Source organism: Paraburkholderia sp. USG1 (assembly GCF_031570135.1).
GTDB lineage: Bacteria > Pseudomonadota > Gammaproteobacteria > Burkholderiales > Burkholderiaceae > Paraburkholderia > Paraburkholderia dioscoreae.
Genome location: NZ_JAMWXW010000047.1, coordinates 34,733 through 58,413, shown reverse-complemented (window position 1 = coordinate 58,413; position 23,681 = coordinate 34,733). Strand labels below are relative to the sequence as shown.

24 protein-coding genes and 2 pseudogenes are annotated in these 23,681 nt (G+C 62.2%); 15 read left to right on the top strand and 11 right to left on the bottom strand.

What is annotated here, in order from left to right; all coding sequences use genetic code 11:
* Window positions 1–11: 11 nt before the first annotated feature.
* The 6 genes from cydP to NE850_RS36935 form a co-directional block, all read right to left on the bottom strand.
* Window positions 12–272 carry a cytochrome oxidase putative small subunit CydP gene (gene cydP, locus NE850_RS36960; protein ID WP_007181571.1) on the bottom strand — a complete coding sequence of 87 codons (261 nt, stop codon included), beginning with the start codon at window positions 270–272 and terminating at the stop codon, window positions 12–14.
* A gap of 689 nt (window positions 273–961) precedes the next feature.
* The gene (locus NE850_RS36955) at window positions 962–2,092 is read right to left on the bottom strand and encodes an ABC transporter permease (RefSeq protein WP_007181573.1); all 1,131 of its coding nucleotides are present in this window, start codon (window positions 2,090–2,092) and stop codon (window positions 962–964) included.
* Window positions 2,093–2,098: 6 nt separating this feature from the next.
* Entirely contained in the window at window positions 2,099–3,235 is a 1,137-nt protein-coding gene (locus NE850_RS36950; protein ID WP_007181574.1) for an ABC transporter permease, read from the bottom strand.
* Window positions 3,232–4,182, bottom strand: a complete 951-nt coding sequence (locus tag NE850_RS36945) for an ABC transporter ATP-binding protein (RefSeq protein WP_007181575.1) — start codon at window positions 4,180–4,182, stop codon at window positions 3,232–3,234. Before NE850_RS36945 ends, NE850_RS36950 begins: the two co-directional genes overlap by 4 nt.
* Window positions 4,179–5,123 (bottom strand): ABC transporter ATP-binding protein, encoded by a 945-nt coding sequence (locus NE850_RS36940; RefSeq protein ID WP_007181576.1) that lies wholly within the window; start codon window positions 5,121–5,123, stop codon window positions 4,179–4,181. Before NE850_RS36940 ends, NE850_RS36945 begins: the two co-directional genes overlap by 4 nt.
* On the bottom strand, window positions 5,120–6,109 hold the full coding sequence (locus NE850_RS36935; RefSeq protein WP_007181577.1) for an HlyD family secretion protein: 990 nt from the start codon (window positions 6,107–6,109) through the stop codon (window positions 5,120–5,122). The genes NE850_RS36940 and NE850_RS36935 overlap by 4 nt, the downstream gene beginning before the upstream one ends.
* 465 nt (window positions 6,110–6,574) lie before the next feature.
* Here NE850_RS36935 and NE850_RS36930 point away from each other — a divergent pair, with 465 nt between their 5' ends.
* The 14 genes from NE850_RS36930 (at window position 6,575) to NE850_RS36865 (ending at window position 18,141) form a co-directional block, all read left to right on the top strand.
* A complete protein-coding gene (locus NE850_RS36930) occupies window positions 6,575–6,703 on the top strand; it encodes a hypothetical protein (protein ID WP_007181578.1) in 129 nt (42 codons plus the stop codon).
* Window positions 6,700–7,233, top strand: coding sequence for a flavin reductase family protein (locus tag NE850_RS36925; RefSeq protein WP_007181579.1), 534 nt, complete (start codon window positions 6,700–6,702; stop codon window positions 7,231–7,233). The genes NE850_RS36930 and NE850_RS36925 overlap by 4 nt, the downstream gene beginning before the upstream one ends.
* Window positions 7,234–7,281: 48 nt before the next feature.
* A complete protein-coding gene (locus tag NE850_RS36920; RefSeq protein ID WP_007181580.1) occupies window positions 7,282–7,878 on the top strand; it encodes an NAD(P)H-dependent oxidoreductase in 597 nt (198 codons plus the stop codon).
* A 361-nt stretch (window positions 7,879–8,239) separates the two neighbouring features.
* Window positions 8,240–8,845: a 2'-5' RNA ligase family protein gene (locus NE850_RS36915; RefSeq protein ID WP_007181581.1), complete on the top strand. Its 606-nt coding sequence runs from the start codon at window positions 8,240–8,242 to the stop codon at window positions 8,843–8,845.
* A 155-nt stretch (window positions 8,846–9,000) separates the two neighbouring features.
* Window positions 9,001–9,402 carry a DnaJ family domain-containing protein gene (locus tag NE850_RS36910; protein WP_310700225.1) on the top strand — a complete coding sequence of 134 codons (402 nt, stop codon included), beginning with the start codon at window positions 9,001–9,003 and terminating at the stop codon, window positions 9,400–9,402.
* 137 nt (window positions 9,403–9,539) lie between these two features.
* Window positions 9,540–10,115, top strand: a complete 576-nt coding sequence (gene tadA, locus NE850_RS36905; protein ID WP_405044923.1) for a tRNA adenosine(34) deaminase TadA — start codon at window positions 9,540–9,542, stop codon at window positions 10,113–10,115.
* A 28-nt stretch (window positions 10,116–10,143) separates the two neighbouring features.
* Complete coding sequence (gene ldcA / locus NE850_RS36900) at window positions 10,144–11,070, top strand: muramoyltetrapeptide carboxypeptidase (protein WP_007181584.1); 927 nt, start codon at window positions 10,144–10,146, stop codon at window positions 11,068–11,070.
* Between the two features lie 311 nt (window positions 11,071–11,381).
* Entirely contained in the window at window positions 11,382–12,122 is a 741-nt protein-coding gene (locus NE850_RS36895; RefSeq protein WP_007181585.1) for a GntR family transcriptional regulator, read from the top strand.
* Window positions 12,123–12,457: 335 nt separating this feature from the next.
* Window positions 12,458–13,939 carry an NCS1 family nucleobase:cation symporter-1 gene (locus tag NE850_RS36890; RefSeq protein WP_165186159.1) on the top strand — a complete coding sequence of 494 codons (1,482 nt, stop codon included), beginning with the start codon at window positions 12,458–12,460 and terminating at the stop codon, window positions 13,937–13,939.
* Window positions 13,940–13,977: 38 nt separating this feature from the next.
* Window positions 13,978–14,844 carry an aspartate/glutamate racemase family protein gene (locus NE850_RS36885; protein ID WP_007181586.1) on the top strand — a complete coding sequence of 289 codons (867 nt, stop codon included), beginning with the start codon at window positions 13,978–13,980 and terminating at the stop codon, window positions 14,842–14,844.
* Window positions 14,845–15,077: 233 nt separating this feature from the next.
* Window positions 15,078–16,028 carry an allantoinase PuuE gene (puuE, locus tag NE850_RS36880; protein ID WP_007181587.1) on the top strand — a complete coding sequence of 317 codons (951 nt, stop codon included), beginning with the start codon at window positions 15,078–15,080 and terminating at the stop codon, window positions 16,026–16,028.
* A complete protein-coding gene (gene uraD / locus NE850_RS36875; RefSeq protein WP_310700224.1) occupies window positions 16,025–16,546 on the top strand; it encodes a 2-oxo-4-hydroxy-4-carboxy-5-ureidoimidazoline decarboxylase in 522 nt (173 codons plus the stop codon). Before puuE ends, uraD begins: the two co-directional genes overlap by 4 nt.
* A gap of 72 nt (window positions 16,547–16,618) precedes the next feature.
* On the top strand, window positions 16,619–17,632 hold the full coding sequence (alc, locus tag NE850_RS36870; protein WP_007181589.1) for an allantoicase: 1,014 nt from the start codon (window positions 16,619–16,621) through the stop codon (window positions 17,630–17,632).
* The gene (locus tag NE850_RS36865) at window positions 17,629–18,141 is read left to right on the top strand and encodes an ureidoglycolate lyase (RefSeq protein ID WP_007181590.1); all 513 of its coding nucleotides are present in this window, start codon (window positions 17,629–17,631) and stop codon (window positions 18,139–18,141) included. Before alc ends, NE850_RS36865 begins: the two co-directional genes overlap by 4 nt.
* Before the next feature lie 50 nt (window positions 18,142–18,191).
* Here the strand turns inward: NE850_RS36865 and NE850_RS36860 are convergent.
* The 4 genes and pseudogenes from NE850_RS36860 to uraH all read right to left on the bottom strand — a co-directional run.
* Window positions 18,192–18,449: pseudogene (locus tag NE850_RS36860) on the bottom strand (HipA N-terminal domain-containing protein); the annotation flags it as partial.
* Window positions 18,446–18,577 (bottom strand): annotated as a pseudogene (locus tag NE850_RS36855) (transcriptional regulator); the annotation flags it as partial. The pseudogenes NE850_RS36855 and NE850_RS36860, both read right to left, overlap by 4 nt.
* Before the next feature lie 138 nt (window positions 18,578–18,715).
* Entirely contained in the window at window positions 18,716–19,909 is a 1,194-nt protein-coding gene (locus NE850_RS36850) for a urate hydroxylase PuuD (protein ID WP_007181591.1), read from the bottom strand.
* A 317-nt stretch (window positions 19,910–20,226) separates the two neighbouring features.
* Complete coding sequence (gene uraH, locus NE850_RS36845) at window positions 20,227–20,580, bottom strand: hydroxyisourate hydrolase (protein WP_007181592.1); 354 nt, start codon at window positions 20,578–20,580, stop codon at window positions 20,227–20,229.
* A gap of 537 nt (window positions 20,581–21,117) precedes the next feature.
* Between uraH and NE850_RS36840 the strand changes: the two genes are divergently transcribed.
* Window positions 21,118–22,515, top strand: a complete 1,398-nt coding sequence (locus tag NE850_RS36840) for an 8-oxoguanine deaminase (protein WP_310700223.1) — start codon at window positions 21,118–21,120, stop codon at window positions 22,513–22,515.
* 67 nt (window positions 22,516–22,582) lie between these two features.
* Here the strand turns inward: NE850_RS36840 and NE850_RS36835 are convergent, their stop codons facing one another.
* Window positions 22,583–23,515 carry a LysR substrate-binding domain-containing protein gene (locus NE850_RS36835; protein ID WP_007181594.1) on the bottom strand — a complete coding sequence of 311 codons (933 nt, stop codon included), beginning with the start codon at window positions 23,513–23,515 and terminating at the stop codon, window positions 22,583–22,585.
* Between the last annotated feature and the right edge of the window lie 166 nt (window positions 23,516–23,681).

The window sequence follows — 23,681 nt, the reverse complement described above, 5'->3', positions numbered from 1 at the left end:
CTACGACTTCGCTAACGGGCATGTTGATCACCTTGGGACGGATGCGGGGCAGGCACGGACAGCAGCGCCTGCGCGACTTGCTCAGGCGGGAGCGACATGTGCTCTGCCTGCGGATGATTGAAGAAGGTGTACTTGAGCACCATCAGCAATGCGAACTTGATGGCGAGGACGATGACGATATCCCGCGTGAAAGTCGGTCCGTGCAGCCAGCCGGCAAGTCGCGCGCGCAGGGCGGGGCGAGGTCGGTTCCTGTCGTTCAGCGTGATGGTCATGATCGGTCGATGGACGACTTCGTTCGAGTTTGAGCGGGCCGACTGCTATGCGATCGGTCGCGGTAAGTCATATCTTCATGAAAGAACGGTTGTTCACGCTTGAGCAATGTCAAGAAACTCGGGGCTACAACGCAGCGAGGTCGATAAATAGCCGATCTCATGTTGGATTTGTCTGTCGGGTGTGGCGGTTTTTCAACGTTCCGGGTTCGTTGCGGCACGTCAATTGGGCTGGCAAAAGTCCGCGTATGGTCTATACGGAACGCGCGTCGAGCACTGCGTATCAGGCGGCGCGTGTTGTCTGCACACATCAGCGTTGCAATCCGTCGGCCACGCGAGAGCGATTCGCTGGATCGTGCCCACGTCGCTTTCAAAGGCAGAATTGGGCGACTGCAAATCAGGAGCATGGGTATGCCGCATCATCCTCGAATTCTGGAAAAGCTTGCGTTTTCGGTGGTCGTATTCTCGGCTCTTGTCTGCTCCGTATTTATCGCTTACGAAAGATGTCCCGACATCAGATTCGCCATGCAGGCTGAAAGAGACGTTCTCACTTGCAATCTCGGGGAATCGTCTGTTTGTCCGGGCGTGGATCCGGACTTGCTTGCAGGAGCGTTGACGTACTGAAGCGTACTGAAGCATTGAATCGTCCACCACGCCGTGCACAACTGGAACCATCGGGGAGAAGCTGCGAATCAGTCGAGCGATTTGCGAAAACGCAGGACGCTCAGCGTCAGCATGATCCCGCCGAGCGCCGCCATTGCCGCGAGTTGCGGCCATAGCACCGCAAAGCCGGTGCCCTTCAGGAATACCGAGCGCAGTACGACCAGAAAGTAGCGCAACGGGTTGATAAGCGTAATCCACTGCAACACTTTGGGCATCGCGGCGATAGGGAACGCAAAGCCCGACAGAATGAAGAGCGGATTGATCAGAAAGAAATTGAGCGCGAACGCCTGTTGCTGCGTGCGCGAGAAGGTGGACAGCAGCAAACCCAGGCCGAGTGCGGCGAGCAGAAAAAGCGACGCACCGACCAGCATGACGAACGGATTGCCGACGAACGGAACGCGAAACCACCCTATGCCGACCGCGGTCACGAGAGCAACGTCGCCGAGGCCGATCAGGAAGAACGGCACGGTCTTGCCGAGAATGAATTCGACCGGCTTGATCGGGCTGACCATGATCTGCTCCAGCGTGCCGATCTCGCGTTCGCGAACCACGGCAAACGCGGTGAGGCTGACCACCTGCATCAGCGTAAGCGTGCCGACCACGCCTGGAATGAAGAACCAGCGGTCGTCGATAGCATCGTTGTACCAGGGGCGCTCACGCAGCGTAACGTCAACGGCGGGCGGCGAGGAACCCGTGAAAGTGGACCACTGGTCGGCCATCTGGTCCTTCTGGAATTGCGCGACGATCTGGCTGACGTAGCCGAGCGCGATCAGCGCCGTGTTGGAGTTGGTGCCGTCCACGACGACCTGCAGCGGCGCGGTCTGGCCGTTGCCGAGATACTGCGCGAATCCCGCATGAATGACGAGCGCCATCGTCGCCTTGTCGCTATCGATGTCGTGCGTGATATCGCCCGCCGTCGTGGCGTTATCGACAACGTCGAACTTGCCCGTCGCGGTGAAATGCGAGACGAGGTTGCGGCTCGCCTGGCTATGGTCCAGATCGAGTACGGCGAGGCTCACGTGGTTGACGGTGAAAGTCGCGGCGTAGCCGTAGATGATCACCTGCAGCAGGAGCGGCACGACCAGCCGGAATATCGCCCACGGGTCGCGCTTGAGTTCGAGGAACTCCTTCATCAACATGACCTGCAGACGGTCGAACATGATGTGCTAGTCCAGATGTTTGCGGAACGCCCGGGAGGCGATCCAGATAATGGCCAGCGCATACACAGCTAGAGCGAGAATCGGCATGGCGAGATCGGGAATGGTGCTGCCTTTCAGGAACACCGCCCGCAGGATCGTGATGTAGTAGCGAGCGTAGACCAGCAGCGTGGCGACCTGAATCGGCTCGGGCATCTGGTCGATGGCGAACGTGTAGCCCGAAAGCATGCTGGTCGGCAGCATGGTCAGCAGCAGTGCCACCTGGCTCGCGCCGAGCTGGCTGCGGATATGCACCGACACCAGATAGCCGATGCCGAGCACGACGAGCGTAAACAGCGCGGTCGTGGCGATCAGCGTGCCGACGCTGCCGCGCAATGGCACGTGAAACCAGTACACCGTACTGAGCAGACAGAATGCCGCATTGACGAGTCCGATCACGAAGTACGGAAGCAGCTTGCCGAGCATCACTTCGAGCGCGGTGACCGGCGTGGAAATGAGCTGCTCCATCGTGCCGCGCTCCCACTCGCGCGAGATGGTCAGCGACGTGAGTTGCGCGCCGACCAGCGCGAGAATGACCGCGACGACACCCGGAATGATGAAATTGCGGCTGTCGAGCGTCTCGTTGAACCAGACACGCGGTTCGAGATCGACCGCTCCCACGGTCTGCGCCGGTATGCCGTGGGACTGCTGCCAGCGCGTCTGGAACTCGGCCGTGATGCGCGCGACGACGTTCTGCGCGTACCCGATCGCAATGTTGGTCGTATTGGCGTCGGTCGCATCGAACACGGTTTGCACCGAGGCCGTACCCGTCGTGGTGAAGACACGCGAAAAATTGACCGGAATGGTGACGACGCCGGCACACGTGCCGCGATCCATCGCATCGCGCAGCGCACGCTCGTTGTCCACGTTCCGAACCGCGGAAAACCAGTGTGACGACACGAAGTCCTGCACCAGTTCACGGCTGAGCTGGCTGTGCTCCTCGTCGTTGATGCACAGCGGCACTCGCCGGATGTCGAGGCTGACGCCATAGCCGAGCAGCACCATCTGCAGCAGCGGCATCAGCAGCGCGATGGCGAGACTGCGCGGATCGCGCCAGATCTGCAGCGTTTCCTTGAATGCCATTGCCAGCAGCCGCCGCAGGCTCATGTCGAGTGCACTCCCTTGTCCGCACGGGTAACTAGCTGGACGAACACATCCTCGAGACTGGCGCGGATGGCGCGCACGGTCGTCACCTCGATATGCCGGGCTGCAAGAAATGACTGAAGTACGGTTTCAGCCGCACCCAGATGCAGCAGCACGTGCAGCCTGTCGCCGAAGATCGCGGCGTCGATCACCTCGGGCGCTTCGCGCAGCGCGGCGAGGGCCGCGCCCAGCGGCGTGCACACCACCTCGAACAGGTTGCCCCCGAGATTGTGTTCGCGCAGCTCACTGGGGCTGCCGATTGCCACCAGATGGCCCGCATCGATCAGCGCGATGCGGTGGCAGTATTCCGCCTCGTCCATGTAATGCGTGGACACCAGTACCGTCACGCCGCCCGCGGCGAGGCCGTGAATCAGATCCCAGAACCGGCGGCGCGCCTCGGGCTCGACACCCGAGGTCGGTTCGTCGAGAAACAGCACGGGCGGGCGGTGCAGATTCGCACAGCCGAGTGCGAGCCGTTGCTTCCAGCCGCCCGCGAGCGTGCGCACCAGCGTATCTTCACGTCCTTCGAGTCCCGCGGTCGAAATGGCCAGCTGGATACGCTCGGCGATTTCGCGTCGGGGAACCCGGTAGATGCCGCAAAAAAAACGCAGGTTTTCGCGGCAGGTCAGGTCGCCGTACAGCGAGAACTTCTGCGACATGTAGCCAATGTGCGAACGTAGCGCTTCGGCCTGGGTGCCGACGTCGAAGCCGGCTACGGACGCCCGCCCGGCGCTGGGCGAAAGCAGCCCGCATAGCATGCGGATGGTGGTCGACTTACCCGCGCCGTTCGGCCCGATGAAGCCGACGACTTCGCCCCTGGCGATGGACAGGTTGAGTCCGTCGACCGCGGTAAACGCGCCAAATCGTTTGGTCAGGCCGATTGCCTCCACTACAGGAGCCGCGGCGCTCATGTTGTGCTTCCCGACCCGACGAGCGCGACGAAAACATCTTCGATGCCCGGCTCGATCGACGTCATGGTTGCGTTCGCAATGGAGCGCGCGGCAAGCCGTGCCTGCAACTCCGGCAGACGGCGCGCTGCGTCGTCGACGCGCACGTGCACACGGTCGCCCATCAGCAATGCGCTGAGCACGCCGGGTGCATCCACGAGCGCGTCGTGTACCGCGCGCGGGTCTGCGGCGACGACTGCGAACAGGGCGCCCGGCATGGCCTGCTTCAGTCGTGCCGGCGTATCGCACTGGCGAATTTGGCCGGTGTGCAGCAACGCGAGCCGCGAGCAGCGTTCGGCTTCGTCCATATACGCCGTGGACAGCACGATAGTGACGCCGCTCTCGCGAAGGTTGTACAGAATCGCCCAGAAATCGCGCCGCGACACCGGGTCCACGCCGGTAGTCGGTTCATCCAGCAGCAGCACGCGCGGTGTGTGAATCAACGCGCAAACCAGGCCGAGTTTCTGCTTCATGCCGCCCGACAGTTGCCCGGCGAGACGATCCCGGAACGGCACGAGCCCGGCGGCTTCGAGAAGTTCGCCGCTGCGGGTTCGGTTGGCTTTGCGCGACACCCCGAACAGTTCGCCATAGAAAAAAATGTTCTCGGCGACCGTCAGATCCTCGTACAGGCCGAAACGCTGGGGCATATAACTGAGTGCCGCTTTTGCGAGTTCCGGCTTCGCTATCACGTCGATGTTTTCCAGCGAGATCTCACCGGCGTCCGGTCGCAGCACGCCCGCCAGCATGCGCATGATGGTGGTCTTGCCCGCGCCGTCCGGCCCGACCAGACCGAAGATTTCTCCGCGCTCGATATCGAGGCTGACACCGCGCACCGCCTGCACGGTTCCGAAACTGCGGACCAGGTCGCGTGCATGGATCGCGGTCGTTGCCGCGCCGGTGCTCATTTGCCGGGCGCCAGCAAGGCGATCGTCGCATCGGCCGGCATACCCGGCAACAGTTCGTGCGTGGGGTTGTCGATATCGATGCGAACGCGATAGACAAGCGTCACGCGCTCGGCGTGCGTCTCGACGGTTTTGGGCGTGAATTCAGCCTGCGGGGAAATGAAGCTGATGCGTCCGTGGTAAGTCTTGCCGGCGTAGGTATCGGTCGTCACGGTGACGGGCTCGTTGAGACGAACCTTGCCGATATCGGGCTCGTTCACATATGCGCGCAACCAGACGTGATCGAGTTCATCGAGCGTGAAGATGGCGACGCCCGATCCCGCGAGTTGCCCGAGCTCCGCCTCGCGTACTGCGATCACGCCGTCGAATGGTGCGCGCAGCACCGTGTAGGAGAGCATGACTTCGTCGAGCTTGAGCTTCGCATCCGCCGCAGCCTGGTTTGCGCGCGCGAGCACGATGTTGTTGCTCGCGACTTCCACCAGCGCCTTGTCGTGCGCCAGCGTCGCGGCGGATTGCCGTTCGGCGGTGAAGGCGAGGTCGCGCGTCTGGCGCGGAATGGCGTTGCCTTTCACCAGGTTTTCCGCACGTCCCAGGTCGAGCTGCTTTTCGCTGAGATCGAACTGATCGCTGACGACGTTGTTGCGTGCCGCAGCCAGGGTGCTTTCATTGGCGCTGATCTGCGCCGTGGCCACCTGCAGGTTGGTACGGTCGATTTCCGTTTGCTGGCGATACAGGCGATCGTCGACGCGCGCGAGCACAGTGCCGCGTTGGACATAAGCGCCTTCGTCGAAAGGCAGATAAACAATCGGTGCCTGCACCTGAGTGACGCTCAGGACACTTTCGTGGGCCTCGATGTTGCCGGACACCACGATATGAGTCGTATCGGCATGGGAGCCGAACAGCACCGGCCAGCGCCACGCCACAATGCCGGCTGCCGCGACGGCGACCAGCACGAGCAGCGCCTGCGTGCGGTGTTTCGATAGGTCCATATTTTTCGTTCGTTTGAACTGCATCCGGATGGAGAAGGCGAAGCCGGAGATCGCGAGACTATCTATGTTGCGTTTGCTGAAGATAGAGCCGCTACCCGTCCGGCCAATTGACTCAGGTCAAGTTGAAACTCCATAGGGGCCAGGTCGCGGCTGATCCGCCGTCTGACGGAATCATTACGATCGCGCGAGGCCGCATTCGCCGGCTCGATCCCGTAACGGTGAGTTGCGGTGAGGCATTTCGTAATCTTCGGCTCGTGCTCCCGGCGCCACCAGTGCCCATGCCAACGTCAATGCGGTTTCACCTGGCCGTACGCTCGCACTCGCCGCGCGCGGCACTGCCATCTTCGTGGTCGGCGCATTCCGTTCTTGACGTGAGTCAACGTGGCAATAGTCAAGACGCCTACATTTCCTGCTGGACCCCGAACATCGGGCCTTGGGGCGTTCTAACTCACGAGGAGAATATCCATGCAGTCGCAGATCATGATGATGGGATTTCTGGCCGTCTCTACGCTTGTCACGATTGCCATGTTCGGGCGCACGCCGCAGAGGCGGGCCGTGCTGAAACGGGCGACGGTCCGGCGCGGCGGACAATGAAAGAAGTACCGCTCGCGGAGGTCTACCAACTGCTCGAACCGGGGCCGGTCGTACTGCTCACGACGCGCCATAAGGACCGTGCCAATGTCATGACGATGTCGTGGCACATGATGGTCGAATTCGTGCCGCCACTCGTGGCGTGCGTGGTGAGCCAGGCCGACTACAGTTTCGCCGCGTTGCGCGCAACGCGGGAGTGCGTCATCGCCATCCCGGCCGTGGAACTGGCCTCGACCGTGGTCGAAATCGGCAATGGCAGCGGGCGCGAGATCGTCGATAAATTCGACGCTTCCGGTTTGACGCCGCTGCCGGCCGAATGCGTGGCTGCGCCACTTGTGGCGCAGTGCTTCGCGAACCTTGAATGCAAGGTGGTCGATACGCGGCTGGTGAACCGGTACAACCTGTTCGTGGTGGAGGTGCTGAAAGCATGGCGAGATCCGCGGCAGCGTAATCCGAAGACCATCCACCACCGTGGATACGGTGTATTCACGGTCGACGGCGAAACGATCCGGCTCAAATCGCGTATGCCATAGCGAACCTTCAGCCGGGCGCGTCGCCGTTCATCTGTCTGGGAGGAAGAGATGAAACATCTTGCCGTAGTAGCTCACCCCGTCGAAAACAGCTTCACGATGGGACTGACGCGTGCCTATACCGATGAACTCGAAAAGCTCGGACATACCCAGCGTACCTACGACCTCTATCGTATGGGATTCAACCCGGCGCTCAACGCGCAGGAGTTATCGCCAGCCAACGACAAACACCCTGTCTGTGCCGATGTGGCCAAGGCTCAGGATGAGATTCGCGCCGCCGACGTCCTCGCTGTGATTTATCCGCTCTGGTGGATGTCGATGCCGGCCATGATGAAGGGCTATATCGACCGGGTTTTCGCCCGCGGCTTTGCCTATGAGTCCAGTCATGGCGCGGTGCGCGGACTGCTGGGCGGAAAGAAGGCTGTGCTGATCACCTGCTCGGGGGCGCCGCTGCCGGTCCTCGTGAAGAGCGGAAACTGGAACGCCGTGCAGGTTCTGCAGGATACGCATGTGCTCCGTTCCACAGGTTTCGAGTTGATCGAGCACCTGCATTTCGACGAGATCGCGCCTGAACTGCCGACGGACGTGGCAGCGCAACATATGGAACGCGTTCGCTCCTGCGTGCGGCAGCACTTTGCCCGCGGCTGATACTTCCGGCTTTTCTTCCAGCTTTTTCGCCAGTTCCCGTTGCTGTTCATACTGTATGAATGTACAGTATTGAGCACGGGCTGGTCGCTACGAGCGGTTTTTGAGTGAGAGGCGCCAGCGCTATAACGGGAACGAGTGCACGCCGAATAACGGCGTGTTTGCTTGAGGCAACGGCGTTTACCTGCGGCAACGGCGTGTTTGCCGGCGGCCCGCATCCACCTTGCTAGTCCCGGGCTTGTCATAGCAAGGCGATCGCGCAACTTCACATAGTGGGGTGGTTTGAATCGATCAGGCGCTCAGGCAAGCCCGCGCAATGAACGGAGATTCATTTACATGCCGGCTTTATCTGGTCAGGAACCGCATGCCTGAACAACTTTGGTTGCCGGGACTCGAGGCACCGCCAACGCCGACAGACGGCCTGTTTTTTGCCGTCTTTCCGGACGCCAACACAGCGGCCGGCATCTCGAAGCTGGCGCAACGGCTTTGCGCCGAGACGCGCGCGCGCAGCAAGCCGCTCGCGGCGGCCCGTTTGCACGTCACCTTGCAGCACCTCGGCAATTTCGCGGGAGGTTTGCCGCAGGCGCGAGTCGACGCGGCGATGAAAGCTGCCGCGTCGATCAGGATGGAGCCGTTCAGCGTCGAATTCGACACGGTGGTGAGCTTTGCCTCGAAGCCTCGACCGGGACCATTGGTGCTGACTGGCGGCGAGGGTGTGGTTGGTTTGCATAAGCTGCACGACGCTTTGTGCCGCGAGTTGCAAAACGCGGATTTCGGAGAGCATGCCGCGCCGGTCGCAGTGGACTATACGCCGCACGTCACGCTGGCATATGGCATGCCGTGGGCCGCCGCACGCCCTGTTGAGCCGGTATGCTGGAATGTGCGCGAGTTCGCGCTGGTGCACAGTCTGCTCGGGCGTACGCGGCATGTCCTGCTGGCGCGATGGCCTTTGGCGGATCACGGCTCATAGCGCGCGGCGGCACCCGGGCAATGTTGACCCAATGTTGACCTGTTGAGATGCGACGGCCCGGAGCCGCGTACCGCAGGAGGTTTCGTCGGTTGGAGAGCCGGAACGATCGTGCGCTGCCTGATAGAATGCTTGGGCCGCAACGTAGTGGATCGCAGATGAAATTGCTTGATGCGTTAGTCGAACAGCGTATTGCCGCCGCAGCCGCACGCGGCGAGTTCGACCAGTTACCGGGCGCGGGCGCGCCGCTATCCCTGGGAGACGATGTGCTGGTCCCAGAAGAAGTGCGTGTCGCCAACCGGATTTTGAAGAACGCGGGTTTCGTGCCGCCCGCTGTCGAGCAGTTGCGCGCGTTGCGCGACCTGCAGGCGGAGCTGAATGCCGTGAGCGACCGGGCTACCCGCTGCCGGCTTCAGGCGCGCATGCTGGCGCTCGATATGGCGCTTGAATCATTGCGCGGTGGCCCGCTGGTTCTGCCGCGCGAATACCGTCGGCGGATTGCTGAACGGCTGTCTGAGCGCGTCGGCAGTCTCGGTGCGGCAGAGGCGGGTTCGCAGTGAGCGAGCCGCTCGCCCATTCCGCGGTGCCGGATTCAGATGCTTTCAAATCTCACGAAGCGCCGGATGCCATGAGTTCTCCAGCCTCGGCGAATGGTGTCGCCGAACCGATCGCGATGGATTCAGGCACCGCCGCCATCATGGAGAAGGCGGCAGAGTCCATGCCTGGCGATTCGCCCGCATTATCCGCGGTCTCAGAGCGCGATCGCCGTTTCATGGCGCTCGCACAAGCTGCCGCCGAAGAGGCGCGCGCCGTCGGCGAGGTGCCCGTCGGCGCGGTGCTCGTGCGAGGCGACGAAGTCATCGCCAAAGGTTTCAATCACCCAATCGGTGCGCACGACCCGTCTGCGCATGCGGAAATGGTCGCGTTGCGCGCCGCGGCGCAGGCTGTCGAAAACTACCGTCTGCCGGGCTGCGAACTTTACGTGACGCTTGAGCCGTGCCTGATGTGCGCCGGCGCGATCATGCACGCGCGCATCGCCCGTGTCGTATTCGGGGCGCGCGATCCGAAAACCGGCGCGTGCGGCAGTGTCGTCGATGCGTTCGCGAATCCGCAGTTGAATCATCACACCTCGGTGACCGGCGGCGTGCTCGAAAGCGAATGCGGCGCGGCGCTCAAATCGTTCTTTGCCGAACGGCGGCGCGCAAGCCGCGAAGCGCGCGCGTCGGCACGCGCCGACGCGAGTGGCGAAGCGGGCCCGGCGAAAGCGCCCTGAAACAACAACGTCCAATAAGGTCTTGCTCATGGCCGTCCATCGCACCATCGAACTGATCGCTCCGTCCGGGTATCCGCATGATCCGGAGGTGCTGCATCGCGCGCTGCAACGTTTGCATGCGCAGGGACATCGTGTCGAGGGCGCGGAAGCGGCGAAGCGCCGCTACCAGCGTTTCGCAGGCACGGACGGTCAGCGCGCAGCCGATCTGAACCGGCTCGCCGACCCGTCGCGCGAGTTGCCGGACATCGTACTGGCCGTGCGCGGCGGCTACGGCGCGGTGCGCATTCTGCACGGGCTCGACTATGACGGGCTGCAACGGCGGCTGACCGATCAGCCTGTCGCTCTGGTGGGGCACAGCGATTTCACCGCGATCCAGCTTGCGTTGCTGGCGCGCGCCGGCGTGAAGACCTTCGGCGGTCCGATGGTGATGAGCGACTTCGGCGCGGAGGAACTCAGCGAATTCACCATGCAGCACTTCTGGTCCGCGTTGACGAAGCCGACCATGACGGTCTCGAGCAACACGCCGCAGGCGCAGCCGGTGGACGTCTCAGGCATGTTGTGGGGGGGCAATCTGGCGGTGCTGGTGTCGCTGATCGGCACGCCGTATATGCCGCCGGTGAAGGGCGGCATCCTGTTCATCGAGGACGTCAACGAACAACCGTTCCGGGTCGAGCGGATGATTTATCAACTGCACCTGTCCGGCATCCTCGCGCAGCAGCAGGCGCTCGTGCTGGGCGACTTCTCCGGCGCCAAAGCGTACGACTACGACAATGGCTACGATCTGCATGCAGTGATCGAGCAGGCGAGGTCGGTGATCGGCATTCCGATCGTCACCGGCCTGCAATTCGGGCATGTTCGCAACATGCTGACGCTGCCGGTTGGCGCGAACGCGCATCTGGTTGCCGACGCGCATGGATTCAGACTGAGCTTGTCGGACTATCCATACCTCGCCTGAACCGGCGGAGAAGGGAAGCGGGCAGTCGCCCGTTTTCTTTCAATTCAATATCGCAACTAACGGTCATGTTTTAAAAGCTGCCACCAACAGGATGCTCCGTGAAGGTTCAGCGATTTTGTTGACAAAATCTGCTCTCAACAGACGGTGCCGTTCCCGCCTAATAAATCTATATATAGACAGGACGGGCTGCCAAGCCAAGTCCAACAGCCAGTCCGTCCACCTTCACCGTAGAAATTGTCGAAATTTAAATCAAAAATTGTTGACAATATTTATGTCCATCCTATGATGACCAACATACCGAGACGAACATCATGTCCGACACAGAGTCCGCCGCCGCCAATAGTTCGAAACCCGAAGCGATCGCCGAGCGCATCCGCGCGGCGATCCTCGAGCATCGGCTCGCGCCGGGCGCCAAGCTGACAGAAGCGCAGTTATGCGAAGTATTCGGCGTGAAGCGCGGCCCGATCCGGCAGGCGTTAGCGCAACTGGCCACCGACCACCTCGTCGATCTCGAACCGAATCGCGGAGCGTTCGTGGCGAGCCCGTCGTTGCAGGAAGTGCATGAAGTATTCGAGATGCGCCGCATCATCGAACTGGCGGTGGTGGAAAAGATTTGCAGCGGTCACGGCGTGCGGCGTTTGAAGAGCATTGGCAGCATGATCGGCCGGGAACGTAAAGCGTTCGAAACGCGTGATTTTCCGGCGTGGATTCGCCTGTCGGGCGAGTTTCACACCGAGTTGGCGGGGCTCACCGGCAACACCGTGTTGTGCGACTGCCTGAACGGGCTGGTGGCGCGCTCCACGCTGATTTCCGCGCTGTACGAGTCGCTCGGACGCAGCCCATGCTCGTTCGAGGACCACGAAGCCATTCTCGCCGCGCTCGACGCCGGCGATGCGAAAGAGGCGGCGGCACTGATGTCGCGCCATCTGCAAAGCGTCGAGTTGAAGATGCTGGACCGTCCCGCGCGCGGCGCGGCCGATCTGCGTGAAGTGTTCGGCGCACTCAACGGTGCGCCCAGAGATGTATCCACGACAAAGTCCGCGCCAGGCTGAGGCAGGCGGCCGGCGTGCGCGCTTTAGTGGTGCGCGCCGCACTGAATTGAACTGAACGAATCAGGCGTTGCAAGGCGGCTCGGCGTGAGCGCTGCCGGCTTGCGCACGCGTGTCCGCCGCCGGGCGACGGACCTGGAGTAGCAGCAACGCATCGCCGGCGGTCCGCGGCTGCCGGCGGTGCGATAACCACAAGTACTTCAGTACGGAGATATCCGCGGCACGGCCAACTAGCGGCTCGCATGCCCTTTGTTCCGAGCGGACAGAGCGCGCGACTGGCATGGCCGATGCAACGTCCTTCGATTCGCTATCGATGGTCCCTATCCCAAGGAGGAATCATGGCTCAGTTCAGTGCAGCGCCCGGCAGTCCCGCAATTCCCGCTTACACCGACGGCGGCGCGCCCGGCGATCCGTCGATGCCGGCAGGCTACAGCGAGCGGCTCTATAACGAAGACCTCGCGCCGTTGCGCCATCAAACCTGGGGCGCCTACAACATCTTCGCGTTCTGGATGTCGGACGTGCACAGCGTCGGCGGCTATGTGTTCGCGGGCAGTCTGTTCGCGCTCGGCTTGACGAGCTGGCAGGTGCTGATCGCGCTGCTGGTCGGCATCACGATCGTGAACCTCTTGTGCAACCTGATCGCGAAGCCCAGCCAGGCGAACGGCGTACCGTATCCGGTCGCATGCCGCGCGACTTTCGGCGTGCTCGGCGCGAATATTCCCGCGGTGATTCGCGGCCTGATCGCGGTTGCGTGGTATGGCATTCAGACCTATCTGGCGTCGAGCGCGCTGGTGATCGTGGTGTTGAAGTTCGTTCCGCAGTTGCTGCCTTATGCCGATGTTCATCATCACGGCTTCATGGGGCTCTCCACGCTCGGCTGGGCCGGTTTCATGCTGCTGTGGGTCTTGCAGGCACTGGTGTTCTGGCACGGCATGGAGACCATCAAGAAGTTCATCGACTTTGCCGGGCCGGCCGTCTATGTGGTGATGTTCATTCTCGCGGGCTACATGGTGTATCGCGCAGGGTGGCGCAACATCGGCATCAATCTGGGCGGTGTCAAATATCACGGCATGCAGGTCGTGCCGGTGATGATCACGGCGACTTCGCTGGTGGTGTCGTACTTCTCCGGACCCATGCTGAACTTCGGCGACTTTTCGCGCTACGGCAAGAGCTTTCGCAGCGTGCAGCGTGGCAACTTCTGGGGGCTGCCGGTCAACTTTCTGGCCTTCTCGCTGGTGACGGTGATCACGACCGCGGCCACGCTGCCGGTGTTCGGCGAGCTGATCACGGACCCGGTCGAAACCGTGGGCCGTATCGACTACCCGACCGCGGTGATTCTCGGCGCGCTGACCTTCACGATCGCGACGATCGGCATCAACATCGTCGCCAATTTCGTCTCGCCGGCGTTCGACTTTTCCAATGTCGCGCCGCGCCTGATCAGCTGGCGCGCGGGCGGTATGCTCGCGGCGGTGGCGTCGATCTTCATCACGCCGTGGAATCTGTTCAACAACCCGGCCGTGATTCACTACACGCTGGACGTTCTCGGCAGCTTCATCGGACCTTTGTACGGTGTACTGATCGTCGATTACTACCTCGTGAAGCGTCGGAAAATCGTTCTCGACGATCTGTACACGGTCGCGCCCACCGGCTCGTACTGGTATCGCAACGGCGTGAACTATCGGGCCGTGGCCGCGCTGCTGCCGGCAGCCGTGATCGCGGTGATCTGCGTGATGGTGCCCTCGCTCGACGGTATGGCGAACTTCTCGTGGTTCATCGGCGCCGGGCTCGCCGCGCTGTTCTATCGTGTGATTGCACGCTGAATCGCATGCTGAATTTTGCAGATGCAACAGGAGTCGATATGCGCATCAAACTGATCAACCCGAATACCACCCAACGCATGACGGAGGCGATGGGCCGCTGCGCGCGTGAAGTGGCCGCGCCGGGCACCGAAGTCATCGCCGTGAATCCGACAATGGGACCGCCGTCGATCGAGGGCTATTACGACGAAGCACTCGCGACGCCGGGTTTGCTCGCCGAGGTCGCCGCCGGCGAGCGCGAAGGCTGCGATGGCTACGTGATCGCCTGCTTCGGCGATCCCGGTCTCTATGCGGCGCGTGAGTTGGCGCGGGGCCCCGTGATCGGCATCGCCGAGGCGGCGATGCACGCGGCCAGCGTGCTCGCGCCGGGCTTCTCGGTGGTGACCACGCTGGCGCGCACATGCGGCATGGCGTGGCACCTCGCCGAGCGCTACGGCATGAAGCGGTTTTGCCGTAACGTGCGCGCCACCGACGTCGCCGTACTCGACCTCGACAAGCCAGGCTCGGCGGCGCGTCGCATCATTCTCGACGAATGCCGGCGCGCGCTCGACGAGGACGGTTCGGACGCGATCGTGCTCGGCTGCGCGGGTATGGCCGAACTGTGCGCGGAAATCGAAGACGCGCTCGGCGCGCCGGTGATCGAGGGTGTGACCGCGGCGGTGAAATGGACCGAGGCGCTGGTCACGCTGCGTCTTTCGACGGCCAAGCGCGGTGACTACGCGCGGCCGCTGCCCAAGCGTTACGACGGCGCGCTGGAGTCCTTCAGTCCGGCTGAAGCCGATCCGAATCCGCTGCCACCACGCGACTCTGCCGGCGTTTCCTCCGCGAGTGCACCGGAGAATGCGGCAACGTCCGATTCGTTGCGGGTAAACACTACGGAAGCAGGGCGGCACATACATTCAGTGTGACACGCACTATCTGCCCGGGTGTATGGGCGGGTCCGGGTGTTTTCGCTACACTGGTCCAACTCGGCGCGGGGTGCCTGAAGGGTTTTTTTCTGCCGCTTCACGTGCTGTTTCCGGTGTTTTACGACCTGCGCCGGCGCGAGATGTACGCAGCGTGCATCTCACGTCAGCCCCACGTGCCTGCCGCGTGAATTCCACGCGAATTTTACGTACCATCACCACGCATTCGTCAAACCATGCCACTCGACCCGAACTACCCACGCGATCTGACCGGCTACGGCCGCCACCCGGTGCAGGCCAATTGGCCGGGGCAAGCGCGTGTCGCGGTGCAATTCGTCCTGAACTACGAAGAAGGCGGTGAAAACTGCGTGTTGCACGGCGATCCCGGCTCGGAGCAGTTCCTGTCGGAAATCGTCGGCGCGGCGGCTTATCCGGCTCGCCACATGAGCATGGAGTCGATCTACGAATACGGCTCGCGCGCGGGTGTGTGGCGCATTCTGCGCGAATTCGAAAAGCGCGGCCTGCCGCTTACGGTGTTCGGCGTAGGCATGGCGATCGAACGGCATCCGGAACTGGCGCGCGCCTTCGTGGAACTCGGTCATGAGATCGCCTGCCACGGCTATCGCTGGATTCACTATCAGGACGTGTCGCCAGAGAAAGAAGCGGAGCACATGCGTCTCGGCATGGCAGCGATCGAACGTGTGACGGGCGAGCGTCCGCTTGGCTGGTACACCGGCCGCGACAGTCCCAATACGCGTCGTCTGGTCGCCGAATACGGCGGCTTCCTCTACGATTCGGACTACTACGGCGACGATCTGCCGTTCTGGATGGACGTCGGCGTTACCGGCGGCGCGACGGTGCCGCAACTGATCGTGCCGTACACGCTCGACACCAACGACATGCGCTTTGCAAGCCCGCAAGGCTTCAACACGGCGGACCACTTCTTCACGTATCTGCGCGATGCATTCGACGTGCTCTACGAAGAGGGCGACGAAGCGCCAAAGATGCTTTCCATCGGCATGCATTGCCGTCTGCTCGGCCGGCCTGGTCGTTTTCGCGCGCTGCAACGTTTTCTCGATCATATCGAACAGCACGATCGCGTGTGGGTGACGCGGCGCGTCGACATTGCGCGCCACTGGCGCGAACATCACCCTTACCAACGAGGCAACCGCGGGACAGCGGCATGAAGGCGATGCAATACACTCTGGACCAACTCAACAGCATCTCGACCGACGCGTTCGTGGCAGCGCTGTCGGGCATTTTCGAGCACTCGCCGTGGGTCGCGGAAATTGCCGCGCAGCAACGGCCGTTCGCCAGCATCGACGAGTTGCATCGCAAGATGTCGAACGTGGTCGAGACGGCCGGCGAAGACAGGCAACTGGCGTTGATCAACGCTCACCCGGAACTCGCGGGCAAGGCCGCCGTGCGCGGCGAACTGACGGCCGAATCCACGCGTGAGCAGAGCGGCGCCGGGCTCGCACAATGCACGCAGGAAGAATTCGACAAACTGCTCGCGCTGAACGCCGCTTATCGCGAGAAGTTCGGCTTTCCGTTCATCCTCGCCGTGCGCGGGTATGACCGTCACGGCATCATCGCGAACTTCAAGGCGCGCGTGAACAACAGCCGCGCTGAAGAACTGCGCGCGAGCCTCGATCAGATCTACCGCATCGCACGTTTCCGGCTCGACGACCTGATCGACGCGTGAGGTTGAACCACGCGTCGCGAACCTCGAACCCGAAACGTTTTTCAGCACTGGCAAATATCAAGGAAGACAAAAATGGCACTCCCGATTCTCGACCCCAACGCACCGGAATTCACGCGCCGCTATGTGAACCTGGCGGACCCGCGTCTGGGCGCGCAGGCGCTCGAGGCCAGCGACGATTTCTTCGCACCGAAGGAACGCATGCTGAATCCAGAACCGGCCGTTTTCGTTCCGGGCAAGTACGACGACAACGGCAAATGGATGGACGGCTGGGAAACGCGCCGCAAGCGCGTCACCGGTTATGACTGGTGCGTGGTGAAGCTGGCGCGTCCGGGCGTGATCAAGGGCCTGGATCTCGACACCAGCCACTTCACGGGTAACTTCCCGCCGGCGGCATCGGTCGAAGCCGCGCGCGTGGTGGACGGCGTGCCGAACCAGTCGACGCAGTGGACCGAAATCGTTGCGTCGACCACATTGCAGGGCAATAGCCACCACTATCATGAAGTCAGCGACGCGAACGCGTATACGCACCTGCGTGTGAATATTTACCCGGACGGCGGCATTGCGCGTCTTCGCGTGTATGGTCAGCCGCAAGTCGACTGGGCCGGCGCGAGCCGCACGGAACAGTTCGATCTGGCCGCGATGGAAAACGGCGCTTATCTGGTCGCCGCGAACAACCAGCACTTCGGCGCCGCGTCGACGATCCTGATGCCGGGCCGCGGCGTTAATATGGGCGATGGCTGGGAAACGCGCCGCCGTCGCGAGCCGGGCAACGACTGGGCCATCGTCGCGCTGGCGCAACCGGGCGTGATCAGAAAGATCGAAGTCGATACGGCGCACTTCAAGGGCAACTATCCGGACCGCTGCTCGATTCAGGCCGCGTACGTGACGGGCGGCACGGACAGTTCGCTGATCACGCAAGCCATGTTCTGGCCGGTGCTACTCGGCGAACAGAAGCTGAAGATGGACAACCAGCACTATTTCGAAAGCGAAATCGCGGCGCTGGGTCCGGTGACGCACGTGCGCTTCAATATCATTCCGGACGGCGGCGTGTCGCGTCTGCGTCTGTGGGGCACGCTCGCATCATGAAAACGCTCGCGATCGAACCGTTGACGAAGGAAGCGTTCGCCGCATTCGGCGACGTGATCGAACTCGAAGGCGCGAAGCAGATTCCGATCAACCTCGGCACGACGATCCGCTATCACGATCTCGCGAAAGTGGACGTCGCCGACGAGAACGGCCGTCCGCTCGTGAACCTGTTTCGCGGGCAGCCGCGCACGCTGCCGTTCGAGGTCAAGATGCTCGAGCGGCATCCGCTTGGCAGCCAGGCGTTCGTGCCGCTGAACGACAAGCCGTATCTGGTGGTCGTGGTGCCGGCAGGCGAGCTGGATGCGTCGAGGATTCGCGCGTTCGTGACGAGCGGCTGGCAGGGCGTGAACTATGCGAAGGGCGTGTGGCACCATCCGCTGATTGCGTTGGGTGAAGTGAGCGACTTTCTCGTTGTCGATCGCGGCGGGGACGGGCTCAATCTCAATGAGCAGGATCTGGCCGAGTCGTTGTGGCTCACGGAAGATGCTTTGAGCGCGGTGGCGGTTTGAGTTCTATCGCTTTGACGTAGCTGGCAGGTTGACTTAAAAAGAACCCACAGCATCACTGATGCTGTGGTGCCGTCGAGCAACGGTCCGAATTGCTCGCGGATCAGATTCAGCAGATAACCCTCCGGCAGGTTCTGCCGGAAAAACGGATGCAGATCGCGCGGCCAGCGCCAGGCCTCGTCGCGCACCGGCATGGTCAGGCTGACGAAGTCCGCCGCGCTCGCGTTGAGGTTGTATTTGAGGACGTAGTCGTCGCGCTCGCGAAATAGCGTGGCGACATTCTTGCCCAGTACCTGAACATCGAGCCTCATGAGTTCGCGCCTGGATTGCCTTGTTCAGCGAGGATGTCTTCGAGCGTGCGCCCGTGTCCATGCGCGACGAACTTGAGGTCGTAGCCTGCCGCTTCGAGCAGCCGCACGAGCACGGACACGCTCATATCTAAAGGCTACAACTGACTATTAGCGTTTAAGGAACCGACGCCGAGGCGGCCAAAGAAAAGCGGGCTTTCCGCTCGCGCGAAAAGCCCGCTTCACATTGCTCATCTTTTGCCATGCCGGGCCGCGCGCCCGGCCGGTCATCACTTCACCGCACCACCTTCGAACCACGCGGCGATCTTCATCCGCTCGTCGTCGGTCATATGCGTCACGTTGCCGAGCGGCATGGCCTTCAGCGTCACGGCTTGCTGATAGATCCGCTGCGCGTTCTGCGAGATCTCATCCGGCGTATCCAGCAGCACGCCGGCCGGCGCGCTGCCCATCATCGTCGGATGCGCGGAGTGGCAAGCCACACAGCGCTGCTGCAGCACCGGTGCGATATCGGCCACCTTGAGCACCGGCGAGTTCGCGGCCTGGGCTTGCGACACCACCGGCTTCGGCATGGTCCAGAAGAGGGCGACGAACATCAGCGCGATGCCGACCAGCGGCAGATACCACAGCACCTGGCCACGATGACGCATCACGAAGAACTGACGGATCAGCGCGCCGGCCAGCATGATGACCAGCAGCACGGCCCAGTTGTACGGATGCGTGTAGGTCATCGCGTAGTGGTTCGACAGCATCGCGAACACGACCGGCAACGTGAAATACGTGTTGTGCACCGAACGCTGCTTGCCACGCTTGCCGTAGATCGGATTCGGCGTGTCACCCTTGAGCATGGCGTCGACCATCTTGCGCTGGCCCGGAATGATCACGAAGAACACGTTGGCCGACATGATCGTGGCCAGCATCGCGCCCATGATCAGATAGGCCGCGCGGCCCGCGAAGATATGGCACGCGAGCCATGCCGCGATCAGCACGTACACGCCGACGCAGACGCCGAGTACCTTGTCCTTGTTGCCGAGAATGCGGCACAGCGAGTCGTACACGATCCAGCCGGCGGCGAGGAAGCCGAGCGCCGAGGCGACCGCGACCACCGGGCCCATATCCAGCACGTTCCTGTCGATCAGGTAGGTGCTCGGCGAGAACAGATACAGCACGGTAAAGAGACCGAAGCCCGAGAGCCACGTGGTGTACGAAGGCCACTTCGACCAGTGCAGATCCTCCGGCATTTCCGGCGGCGCGACGGTGTACTTCTGCATGTTGTAGAAGCCGCCGCCGTGCACGTGCCACAGTTCGCCGAATACGCCGCGCTTGCGCTGGTTCGGGTCCGCGGGCGGCTTCAGGCTGTTGTCGAGCGCGACGAAATAGAACGATTCGCCGATCCATGCAATCGCGGCGATGACGTGAAACCAGCGAATCGCCAGATTCAACCAGTCTGTGATAAAGCCTTCCATGAAACTCCTCCACTTCTGATTCGTTGTACACGCAACGACGTTTTGCGCCTTCTGGAACCCGGTTGGCGGGTCGTTGGCAGGGCGGCACGTCAGAGCGCGGATCGCGGGGCGAAAGACGCGGTGCGCTCAGTTCGCACGACGCCGTTTTTTATTGGTTTGTCGGGGCGGATCGGGTTCGCTGCAACCGCGTGCGTTCGATTGCGTTTCGCGGGTGCTCGCATGTGGCTCAGCGAGCATCTGCGCAATGCAATCGGGCGCGATCGTCAGGCGGCGCGATCTCGACCTCGTTTTCCCGACAGCTCGCGGCAGATGTCTCGCTAGCTGCCGCGATACGTGCTGTACGACCACGGCGACACCAGCAACGGCACGTGATAATGCGCGCTGGCATCGGCCACGCCGAAGCGCAACACGACGCGATCGACGAAACGCGGCTCCGGCACCTTCGTGCCGATCGACGCGAAGTAGTCGCCGGCGCCGAACACGAGTTCGTATTCGCCCGGAACCAGCGCGTCGCCTTCGAGCAGCGGCTGGTCGCAACGGCCGTCGTCATTGGTCAGGGTGGTTTTGAGCGCGCGGCGCGTGTCGCCCGAGAGCGCGAAGAGTTCGACCTTGATGCCCGCGCCGGGACGGCCGTTCGCGGTGTCGAGCACATGGGTAGTGAGCTTTCCCATTCGCAATTTTCCTTATGTGAATGCGAGGTTTCGGCGGCAGCCCGATCCAGATACGTTTGCGGCGGATCGAGGCTCCACGTCAGTGGCTACATACCCGTCGGCGAATTGAAGCGAGCGCCGTGGCAGCCATTGTAAAAAGGTTGTTCCGCTCAGCGCGCGCGAGATAGGAAAGATAATACCTGGCGCATGACAGACAGCCTGCTGAAAGCCGAAAAGAGCCGATTCCTTCGACCATGACAGCGTATTTGTCTTACCGGCGGATCGTACCGGCGCCAAAAAAGGCCCACTATATCGGCGGCGTGAAGTTGGGTATCGCATTGGCGTGAGTTGCCAGCATTATTTTGGCCGTCGAAGGTTACGTCTGTGCGTTGCAGCAAACGGGAATCGACGACGATCCGGCCGCAACCCACCCCGAAGACGGCGCAAACGCGCTGGGTAACCGGGCCAACGGCGTTCCATGCGACGCGGCGGCACGGTGGCGTGCCGTCACATCGCGTTCGAACGGCTTTGCACGGAAGCAATGAAGCGGAGAAACGAATGACGATGGAACAAGCGGCTAATCAAACGAATAAGCCGAAGAAAACGATGCTGGTGAAGCACGCGGACGTGCTGGTCACGATGGATGGCGCCCGGCGCGAACTGCGCGACGGCGGCCTGTATATCGAGGACAACCGCATCGTCGCGGTCGGACCGACGGCGCAATTGCCGCAAACGGCCGACGAAGTGCTGGACATGCGTGGCCACCTGGTGATTCCGGGTCTCGTGAACACGCACCATCACATGTATCAAAGCCTGACGCGCGCGATTCCCGCCGCGCAGAACGCCGAGTTGTTCGGCTGGTTGACCAGCCTCTACAAGGTGTGGGCGAACCTCACGCCGGAGATGATCGAAGTCTCGACGCTGACGGCAATGGCCGAGCTGTTGCTGTCCGGTTGCACGACTTCGAGCGACCATTTGTATATCTATCCGAACGGCAGCCGACTCGACGACAGCATCGCCGCGGCGCGCCGGATCGGCATGCGTTTTCACGCGGCGCGCGGCAGCATGAGCGTGGGGCAGAAAGACGGCGGCCTGCCGCCGGATTCGGTGGTCGAACGTGAAGCGGACATTCTGAAGGACACGCAGCGCCTGATCGAGACGTACCACGACGAAGGGCGTTACGCGATGCTGCGCGTGGTGGTCGCGCCATGCTCGCCGTTCTCGGTGAGCCGCGATCTGATGCGCGAATCGGCAGTCATGGCGCGGCAGTACGGTGTGTCGATGCATACGCATCTGGCGGAGAACATCAACGACGTCGCGTATAGCCGAGAGAAGTTCGGCATGACACCGGCGGAGTATGCGGAAGACCTCGGCTGGGTCGGTCACGACGTGTGGCACGCGCACTGTGTACAACTCGACGACGCGGGCATTGAACTGTTCGCGCGCACCGGCACCGGCGTCGCGCATTGTCCGTGTTCGAACATGCGGCTCGCCTCGGGTATCGCGCCGGTCAGGCGCATGCGTCTGGCGGGCGTGCCGGTGGGCCTGGGCGTCGACGGCTCGGCGTCGAACGACGGCGCGCAGATGGTCGCCGAAGTGCGCCAGGCTTTATTGCTGCAGCGAGTCGGCTTTGGTCCCGATGCGATGACCGCGCGCGAAGCATTGGAAATCGCCACGCTCGGCGGCGCGAAGGTGCTCAATCGCGACGATATCGGCGCGCTGGCGCCCGGCATGGCGGCGGACTTCGTGTCGTTCGATTTGCGTCAGCCGCTGTTCGCGGGCGCGTTGCATGATCCGGTTGCGGCGCTCGTGTTCTGCGCGCCGTCGCAAGTGAGTTGCAGCGTGATCGGCGGCAAGGTGGTCGTGAAGGACGGACAGTTGACGACGCTGGAGCTCGGGCCGGTGATCGAGCAACACAACCGGTTGGCGAAGACGCTCTACGAGGGAGCGGCGTAACGCAAGAGCAGGGCTATCGGTGATGAGACGCAGAGCGCCGCCGATAACCCACATAAACGTAAAAGCTTCAAGGCTTGTCGATCAACGTCCTGGTCGCTTCAGCGACCAGGCTGCGCAGCCAGCGCACTTCGTCGGAGTAATGCACGCGTTCGTGCCACAACTGGTAGTACTGCATTGGCGGGAAATCGAGCGGTGCGGGCACGACCGTGAGCGGCAGGAATTTGGCGTAGTAATCGGCAAAGAGGCGCGTGGTCGTAAAGATCAGATCGGACTTGATCAGCACGTACGGCGCCAGATTGAAGTACGGCAACGTAACTACGACATGACGCTTTAACCGCTCGCGCGCGAGATGCACGTCGATCGCGCCGCGCTGGCCCACCGAATAAGGAGTAGGCGCAAGATGCGGCGCATTCAGGTACTGGTCGAGTGTGAGCCCGCCGCGTTTGGCGAACGGATGTGCGTTGCTCATCAGGCAGACGATCTGATCGACGAACAGGTTCGACAGGTGCAACTGCTCGGGCGGCTCCGGCCAGTTGCCGACCACGATGTCGAGCTTGCCGTCTTCGAGCGCGAGTTCGTAGTCGAACGCCGGGCCCAGCGAATGAAACTCGAGCGTCGCGTTCGGCGCGGCCTGCCGGAAGCGCTCAACCACCGTCGGCACGAACAGCACGTTCAGATAGTCCGGGCAGCCGATCCGGTAGCAACGAATGGACGTGGCCGGATCGAAGTTGTGCTGCTGGAACTTGATGCGTTCGATCTCGCGCAGCGCGTTCTGCACCGGTTCGAGCAGGCGCAGGCCGTATTCCGTCGGCACCATGCCGGATTTGCCGCGCACCAGCAGCGGGTCGCCGGTGATGTCGCGCAAACGGCGCAGCGCCGCGCTGATGGCGGGTTGTGACTGATTCAGTTTGACGGCCGCGCGCGTGACGCTGCGTTCCATCAACAGGGTGTGCAAGACGCGTAATAGGTAGGTATCGATCGCCTCGCGTTGCTGACTCATGACTTCTCCGAAATATATGTTCTGGCTGATCGAGTGGGCGTGGGTGTATATGACTTTTAATATGAACGAAAAACCGCGTCAAGGGTGGCATACCCGCAGAGCGCGCTGCGACGCGGGTTTGCGGGGAATTTTGATGGCTCGACTGACTGGGTCGAATTAGGTATTG